General features: G+C 69.6%; 8 protein-coding genes. 6 read left to right on the forward strand and 2 right to left on the reverse strand.

Annotation, left to right across the window (positions count from 1 at the left end):
* From efeB to NBZ83_RS27710, 3 genes are all read left to right on the forward strand, one after another.
* On the forward strand, nt 1–1,370 hold a 1,370-nt coding region (gene efeB / locus NBZ83_RS27700), incomplete at its 5' end, for an iron uptake transporter deferrochelatase/peroxidase subunit (RefSeq protein ID WP_498041086.1).
* A 122-nt stretch (nt 1,371–1,492) separates the two neighbouring features.
* Complete coding sequence (locus NBZ83_RS27705; RefSeq protein WP_261570997.1) at nt 1,493–2,155, forward strand: response regulator transcription factor; 663 nt, start codon at nt 1,493–1,495, stop codon at nt 2,153–2,155.
* A complete protein-coding gene (locus NBZ83_RS27710; RefSeq protein WP_261570998.1) occupies nt 2,155–3,474 on the forward strand; it encodes a sensor histidine kinase in 1,320 nt (439 codons plus the stop codon). Before NBZ83_RS27705 ends, NBZ83_RS27710 begins: the two co-directional genes overlap by 1 nt.
* Nucleotides 3,475–3,529: 55 nt before the next feature.
* Here NBZ83_RS27710 and NBZ83_RS27715 read toward each other — a convergent pair whose 3' ends face one another.
* Nucleotides 3,530–4,303, reverse strand: a complete 774-nt coding sequence (locus tag NBZ83_RS27715) for a COG4705 family protein (protein ID WP_261570999.1) — start codon at nt 4,301–4,303, stop codon at nt 3,530–3,532.
* Between the two features lie 584 nt (nt 4,304–4,887).
* Here NBZ83_RS27715 and NBZ83_RS27720 point away from each other — a divergent pair.
* From NBZ83_RS27720 to NBZ83_RS27730, 3 genes are all read left to right on the forward strand, one after another.
* Nucleotides 4,888–5,769, forward strand: coding sequence for a COG4705 family protein (locus NBZ83_RS27720; protein WP_261576098.1), 882 nt, complete (start codon nt 4,888–4,890; stop codon nt 5,767–5,769).
* A 105-nt stretch (nt 5,770–5,874) separates the two neighbouring features.
* On the forward strand, nt 5,875–6,186 hold the full coding sequence (locus NBZ83_RS27725; RefSeq protein WP_261571001.1) for a hypothetical protein: 312 nt from the start codon (nt 5,875–5,877) through the stop codon (nt 6,184–6,186).
* Complete coding sequence (locus NBZ83_RS27730) at nt 6,183–6,668, forward strand: hypothetical protein (RefSeq protein ID WP_261571002.1); 486 nt, start codon at nt 6,183–6,185, stop codon at nt 6,666–6,668. Before NBZ83_RS27725 ends, NBZ83_RS27730 begins: the two co-directional genes overlap by 4 nt.
* Nucleotides 6,669–6,702: 34 nt before the next feature.
* Here NBZ83_RS27730 and NBZ83_RS27735 read toward each other — a convergent pair whose 3' ends face one another.
* Nucleotides 6,703–7,413, reverse strand: coding sequence for an exonuclease domain-containing protein (locus NBZ83_RS27735; protein ID WP_261571003.1), 711 nt, complete (start codon nt 7,411–7,413; stop codon nt 6,703–6,705).
* Nucleotides 7,414–7,719: the final 306 nt, after the last annotated feature.

The raw sequence follows: 7,719 nt of genomic DNA on the forward strand, positions 1-7,719 counted from the left end.
CCCCCGATCCGGCCTCGGTGGACAGCGCCCGCTCCCCCGGCGCCACCACCCGGCATCGCGACCCCGCGCAGGAAACGGCTGGTGGCATCGCGCCCCTCAGCCGTCGCCGCATGGTCGGGCTGCTCGGCGGCACAGCGGCGCTCGGAGCCGCCATGGGCGCCGGCGGAACCGCGGCCGGTGTCGCCGTCGCCTCCACCGACGAGCAGAGCTCGTCGGGGTCGGGGCAGGTGGTGCCGTTCTTCGGCCCGCATCAGGCCGGGATCAGCACGCCGGTTCAGGACCGGCTGCACTTCGCCGCCTTCGACCTCAGCCCGGGCGCCACCCGCGACGACCTCATCGCGCTCCTGACCGCCTGGACCAACGCGGCGTCCCGGATGACCACCGGCCATGACGTCGGCACCGGCGCGGTCACCGGGCCACCCGGCTCGCCGCCCGACGACACCGGCGAGGCACTCGGCCTGCCTCCCGCCCGGCTCAGCCTCACGATCGGCTTCGGCCCCGGCCTGTTCGTCGATACCGACGGCAAGGACCGCTTCGGGATCGCCGCCTCGCGGCCACCACAGCTCGCGGACCTGCCTGCCTTCGCCGGCGACGCGCTCGACCCGGCCGTCAGCGGCGGCGACCTGTGCATGCAGTCCTGCGCCGACGACCCCCAGGTCGCCGTACACGCCATCCGCAACCTCGCCCGCCTCGCCCGCGGTACCGCGTCGGTGCGCTACTCCCAGCTCGGGTTCGGCCGCACCAGTTCCACCTCGACCAGTCAGACCACCCCACGCAACATGATGGGATTCAAGGACGGCACGGCCAACCTCAAGACCGAGGACACCGCCGCCATGAACACCCATGTCTGGGTCCAACCCGGCGACGGACCGGACTGGATGACCGGCGGCAGCTACCTCGTCAGCCGCCGTATCCGAATGCTCATCGAACCGTGGGACTCCACCCCCCTCACCGAACAGGAACGCGTCATCGGTCGCGGTAAAGGGAGTGGCTCTCCGCCCGGTCGAAACGACGAGTTCGACCCGCTGGACCTCACCGCAAAAGGCTCCGACGGCGAGCTGCTCATCGACTCCACGGCCCACGTACGGCTCGCCCACTCCTCGCACAACAACGGCGCCGTGCTGCTCCGCCGTGGCTACTCCTTCACCGATGGCACCGACAACCTCGGTCGCCTCGACGCCGGGCTGTTCTTCATCGCCTACCAGCGCGACCCACGCACCCAGTTCGTCACGATACAAACCTCACTCGCCGGTAAGTCCAACGACGCCCTCAACGAATACATCCAACATGTCGGCAGCGGGCTGTTCGCCTGCCCATCCGGCGTCCGACCCGGCCAGTACTGGGGCCAACGCCTCTTCGAACAGGCGTAGTAGCGTGAGGCACCGGCGGCGATGCGCGCGGAGGTGATCGTGGGACGTGGCATCACCGGCGCACGTTTCGCCCCGGCTACCCCTTCCTTCGCGGTCGGGCCCGCAGCGACGTTGAGCGGCTGATGCGCGGAACCGTCGCGGTCGTCGACGACGACGAGACGCTGTGCGCGACGATCGTGCGGGTGCTGCGCCTCGAGGGATTCGACGTGGCGTGGTCCGCGGTGACGGGCAGCGATGCCCTGCGGCGCGCAGCCGGTTCCGTCTCTCCCGACGTGTTGATCCTCGACATCGCGCTGCCCGACACCGACGGACGGGACCTACTGGGTGCGCTGCGTAGCCGTGGCGTCGCGGCACCGGCGCTGCTGCTGTCCGCACGAAGCTCCGTCGCCGACAAGGTGCTCGGCTTCGGTGCCGGCGCCGACGACTACCTGACCAAGCCGTTCGCGATCGACGAGCTGCTCGCGCGCCTGGACGTGCTGATACGCCGGGCGCCCGGCGCCACCGCGACCACGTTCGTCCTCGATCCGGTCCGGCACGTCGTCGCCGGCCCGGGCGGCACGCGGCCCCTGTCGCCGACCGAGTACCGGCTTCTCGCGGCCCTGGTCAGCCGGCGCGGCCAGGTGGTGCGACGAGCGTCGTTGATCTCCAGTGCGTGGCCGCCGGGTTCGGTCGTGCGAGAGAACACCCTGGACAGCTATGTCGCACGACTGCGGCGCACGCTGCGTGACGTCACCGGCGATCCGTCGATCGCGACCGCACGTGGCATCGGCTACCGGCTCGACTGATGCGCCGACGACTGACGCTGGTCACGGTTGTGGCCATCGGAGTCGCGGTCGCGTTGCTCACCGCGACTTTCTGGCTGCTGCTGCGTGGCTGGCTACGCCACGACGCCGACGTCCTGCTGGCGTCGCATGCCCGATCGGCGGCGGCGCTGGTCGCCGTCGACGCCGGCCGGCTCGTGCTCGAGGAGACCCCGGGGGACGAGGCCATCGAGCCGGGCATGTGGCTTTTCGACCCCGAGGCATCGCCGGTGGTGCGCCCGCCCGTGGATCGGTCCCTGGACACAGCGGCGGCGGCGCTCGCGTCATCCGGACCCGCAACGCGGGTGATCGGTCAGGTTGAGCTGCGGTCGTTGCCGGTCCAGGACGGTTCTCGACACGTGGGCACGGTGGTGGTGGCCCTCAGTCTGGCGCCCTACGTGCACAGCGAGCGACTGGCCGTCGGCGCCGCGATCGTGCTTGACGTCGTGATCCTGATCGGAGCGGCCGTTCTGGTGCGCCGGGTCGTCGGCTCTGCCCTTCGTCCCGTGGCCGAGATGACGGCACGCGCTCGTGACTGGGGCGCGCACGATCCGGACCAGCGGTTCGGCCTGGGGCCACCGCACGACGAGATCACGGGCCTCGCCGCGACACTGGACGGCCTGCTCACCCGGCTGGCGGCGAGTCTGCGGCACGAGGCGCTGGTCACCTCGCAGATCGCTCACGAACTCAAGACGCCGCTGGCCCGGATGCGCACCAGCGCCGAGGCGAGCGCCCGGTACGACACCCGGGCCGAGTCGCTGCGGGCGGCCCTCGAGGGAGTCCTCGCGGAGGTCGACCAGCTCACAGGGGTCATCGAGACCCTCCTGAAGGCGCCCGGCGGCACCGCCACGATGGAAGGTGCGGATCTCACCGAGGTCGCGGCGCGGCTCAGGCGGACCGCCACCGCGGAACATCCTCGGGTGCGGATGAGCCTGCACGGTGCCGCCCGGCCGGCGCTGTGCGACCCGGCCCTGGCCGAGCGGATCCTCGCCCCCGTTGTCGACAACGCACTGCGCCACGCCCGGTCGGCCGTCACTCTCCGGATTGACCAGGCCGAGCCTGCCGCGGCCAGGACGGATGCCACTCGGGTGACCATCACGGATGACGGCACGGGGTTCACGCCCGACGAGGTGGACGCGGTCTTCGAACCCGGATATCGGGGCGCCGCCTCGACCGGCGACGGAGCGGGCCTCGGCCTCCCGCTCGCGCGCCGGCTGGCTCGGCTCGCCGGCGGTGACGTCCTGGTCCTCCCCGGGCCGGGAGGCCGCGTGGTCGTGACGCTCCCCGTGCTGCCCGACACCTGATCATCGCCGCCGGGACAGCCGCCGACGACGACGGCTGCTCGGGGCACACGTGCCGTCAGTGGTCCAGGACGGCGGAGCCGTCCGTAGCCCGTTCTCCGACCGCATCCGCCTTCGTCACGGTCAGGTAGACCACCGTGGCCACGATCGCGGCGAGGAACAGCAGGCTGGTGGCCAGGGTGCCGAGTCCCGCGCCGCCCTCGTCGGTAGCGCCGCCGAGGTAGTCGCCCGTCGAGCCGCCCAGCGGGCGGGTGAGCACGTAGGCCATCCAGAACGACAGGACCGAACCCAGCCTGATCCACCGGTACGCGATGTACACGACCGCGATCGCGACGGCGAAGATGACGACCGCGGTGAGCAGGCCAAGTCCCAGCCGATCCGTCAGCAGGTCGCCCGCGGCGGTGCCGAGCGCAAAGGTGAACAGCACTGTCAGCCAGTAGAACGTCTCGCGGCGCCTGGTGACGATGGTATGGATCGACAAGGTGCCTTCTACCCGGTGCCACGCGACAAATGTCATCGCAAGCAGCAGGGCGAAGACGACCGTGCTGACGATGAGGCTGACGCCCAGGCCATCCGTCAGGTTGTCAGTGATCAGCGTACCGACGACGCTGATGAGGACGACCGTGGTCCAATACACGGCCGGGATGTAACGGCGTAGCCGGAACTGCGCCACCAGCGAGGCGGCGAGCAGGACGGACATCACGATCGTCGTGTTGCCGAGCCCAAATCCCAGTGTGCTGTTGAGGTAGTCGGCGGCGCTCTCCCCCACCGTCGTGCAGAGGATCTTGATGACCCAGAAGTAGAGAGTGATCTCCGGTACCTTGTTGAACATCGGCCGACTCGGGGCCCGCGCGGTCATAGCTGAGGTAGGTATGCTCACGTCGCCGAGAATGCCGCCGCCAACCTGACGAAAACCTTACCGCCGACGAGCTCGCTGGCCCCATCGGAGCAGCTTGACCGGAACGCCTGATATGCATTCGAACGCCCATCACGGGTGTCCGGGCCGATCCGGATGTCCCGAGGGTGCGCGTCTGGTCCTCGGGCTCGGGTGCACCGGACCACGGACGTCCTCGCCGGATGGCACGAAGTGCCACAGTTACGCAGGCTCCGGCGAGCGGTTACGCAGGCTCCGGCGAGCGGTGCATCGGGATCACTCGGCAACCAGACCGGCAGAAGACGGTCGAGTAGACCCCACATCGACCACCCCTTCATCGCCCACCGAGCCAGGCGAAACGGGCGTCGCCATGAAACCAGACCTCCATCGGCCTTTTCGTTCACACCGCTTTCACATGCTGGCGCGCCTACCGTTCGGCGGCATGAACACCGGCAGCAGCGAGCGGAAGTCAAAGTCCACGTCCGTCGGACGTGCCGCTCCTCGGGCATGAAGTATCCCGCATACGACCTCCAGGAGTCAGGATGGCGGATGTAGTCGAAATCGACCAGTACGACACCGTCGGCGCAGTCGGGTACGCGGTGAAGAAGCTTCCGGAGATCACGGTAGCATTCTGGATCATGAAAATCGCGGCGACGACGCTCGGCGAGACCGCCGGCGATCTGCTCGCTCAGACGCTGCGTCTCGGATACTTCCTGACGACGGGGTTGCTCATCCTCGTCTTCGTGGCGACTCTTGCCGTCCAGCTACGGTCACGGAGGTACAACCCGTTCTTCTACTGGACGGTCATCCTGTCCACCAGTACAGCCGGAACCACCATATCCGACTTCATGAACCGCGACGCGAGCGGGAAGTACCTGGCCACGGGAACCGACTCACTGGGCTGGGGGCCGCAGGGACTCGGCCTGGGCTACCCGGTCGGTGCGGCGATCCTGATCTCCCTGCTGCTCGCCGTCTTCGCGGTATGGAAATGCACCGGCCTGACGTTCGCGATCCGCGACATCGATTCCCTGCGCGGCGAGATTCTCTTCTGGTCGGCCATCCTCGTGTCGAACACCCTGGGAACCTCCATGGGCGATTTCCTGTCCGACAGCTCAGGGCTCGGCTACGCGGGCAGCGCACTGCTCATACTCGGGCTCCTCGGGCTGCTGCTCGCCCTCAAATACACCCCGGCGGTGTCCAACGTGCTGCTGTTCTGGTTCGCCTTCGTCCTCACCCGCCCGCTCGGCGCGACCGTCGGTGACTTCCTGACGAAACCGGCCACCAAGGGCGGGCTCGCCCTCGGCACCCCCGGGTCCTCGGCGGTCCTGCTCGCACTCCTGTGCGGCCTCGTCGGGTACGCCCATGCCCAGGAAAGACGCCGCGCCGGCACCCGCGCGGCAGCGGCACCGATCCACGCGGCCTGACCTGGGACCGCTCCCGCCTCCACCCGCGCAGCGCGCCGCCCGCCTCCAGGGATCACCCGGCTCGCGGTGACCGTGCGGCGTAATACGCCGTGTTACGATGCGGGAATGGCGAACATCCGGTTCACGATCTCGACGGCCTCGGATGTCCAGGCCGCGATCAGAAGGCACGCCGAGGCGGCAGGTCTGGACGTGTCCGCATACATGATCGCGGCTGCCGCCGCGCAGATGGCGCGCGACGACGCCGCCACCGCGACCTTCGCGGTACTGGACGCACGCAACCAGGCTGCCCTCGAGCAGGCCGCCGACCTCCCCGAAGCGGACCTGCCGTCCTTCGACACCCTGACCACGCACGAGCAGGCCCTCGTCCACCGGGTCCTGTCCAGCGCACTCGGATCGGACGCCGCGAGCGTCGCGTGACCGCCCGCACCGTCGTCTACGACGCCGGGATGCTCATGGCGCTCCTGCGCGACAACCCAGCCGCACGGCTGCTCCACCACGGCCTACGCGCCGCACCGCACCGGCCGGTCATCATCGGCCCGGTCCTCGCCCAGGCCTGGCGACCGGACCCGAAAACGGTGCACACCTTCAGCCAGTACCTCAGGGACTGCACCGTGCCACAGACCCGGGACAGCACCCCACCGCTACGCGGCGCGACCAGTGTCCCCGCCGGCTGTGTCGCCTGCGCGCGGACCTTCACCCTCGACTCCTACAAACGGGCCGGCGCCATGCTCGCCGAGGCCAGACTTCCCACGAAAAAACGGCCCGACGTCATCGACGCCCTGGTCGTCATCGCCGCCGCACTTCACGGCCCCGCCCAGATTCTCACCAGCGATCCCGACGACATCGCCGCCTACACCGCCACCCTCGACCGCGCCGACATCGTCGTCGAGCCCATCTGACGAAAGATCAGTAGCTGTCCCAGGGATAATTGGGTCATGAGGGCACGGGTCGCCGTGCCGGGTGGGGGCGAACGGGCCAGGAGCCGTCCGCACTGCGGTCCTGGCCCTGGGACTGCCAGTAACGGTTGAGCGAGTCGGCCCATTCCTGCGACCAGAGCTTCTGCTGCTCGTGCAGCCGAGGCAGTGGCGCCGCGCCGACCTCGGCCGGGTAGTGGCGCGCGAGTCGCCAGGCCAGTCGGGTGGCGGCGAGAGCATCCTGGGTGGCATCGTGTGCGCCGTCGTGGCGGACCCGGTAGTGGCGGCAGGTCTCCTCGAGGGTGCGCTTGCCGCGGCGGCGGTCCAGCGCTCGGTCGATGATGTGCGGGTCAATGACCGGCCCGGTGATCTCGAGGGTGTCTTCGGTGTGCCGGCGGAGCTCCCGGTCGAGCACGGTGAAGTCGTAGGAGCCGTTGAAGGCAACGACCGGCAGGCCGTGTTCCCAGGTGGCACGCAGCCGCCGCACGATCTCGACCAGTGCGTCGGTGGGAGCTCGCCCCTCGGCGCGGGCCCGCTCGGTCGTGATGCCGTGCACTGCCGTGGAGGCGGCAGGAATCTCGACCCCCGGGTCGACCAGCAGATGGAACTCCTGGGTCGGCCGGGCGGCGCCGACCAGCACGAGCGTCGCGGAAACGATCCGCGCCTCGTCCGGATCCGCGCCAGTAGTCTCCACGTCGAACCCGCACAGCCGGCCATCCGCCCAGCTCACGGCCCTTCCCCCTGTCCATCGCCACGACACCCCGGCAATGATTCGCCATCCTCCCATATATATGGTGCCCAGGCGGCCCGGCCCGCGTCGTGTTGACCTGAGCATTGGTGGCAGGAGAGAGCTTTGTCCGGGCCGCGGAATATGGTCCGCGGCATGTCCACTGGTCGTGCGGCCGCATCCCTGTTCGACGCGTCTCGTGACGGGATGGAGGACCGGGACGATCCGGGCAACCGCGAGGCCGGCATCGGTGGCTACCGGCCTGTTGCCTGGCTTACGCCGCTGTCCCGACCGACCCCGGCCCCGAAC

It is taken from the genome of Frankia gtarii, assembly GCF_025403375.1.
In the GTDB taxonomy this organism is placed as follows: domain Bacteria; phylum Actinomycetota; class Actinomycetes; order Frankiales; family Frankiaceae; genus Frankia; species Frankia gtarii.

Bases quoted from the DNA above. Each gene is read 5' to 3' on its own strand.
- NBZ83_RS27710 (WP_261570998.1), top strand. From the start codon at position 2,155: ATGCGCCGACGACTGACGCTGGTCACGGTTGTGGCCATCGGAGTCGCG.
- NBZ83_RS27705 (WP_261570997.1), top strand. From the start codon at position 1,493: ATGCGCGGAACCGTCGCGGTCGTCGACGACGACGAGACGCTGTGCGCG.
- NBZ83_RS27725 (WP_261571001.1), top strand. From the start codon at position 5,875: ATGGCGAACATCCGGTTCACGATCTCGACGGCCTCGGATGTCCAGGCC.
- NBZ83_RS27715 (WP_261570999.1), bottom strand. From the start codon at position 4,303: ATGTTCAACAAGGTACCGGAGATCACTCTCTACTTCTGGGTCATCAAG.
- NBZ83_RS27720 (WP_261576098.1), top strand. From the start codon at position 4,888: ATGGCGGATGTAGTCGAAATCGACCAGTACGACACCGTCGGCGCAGTC.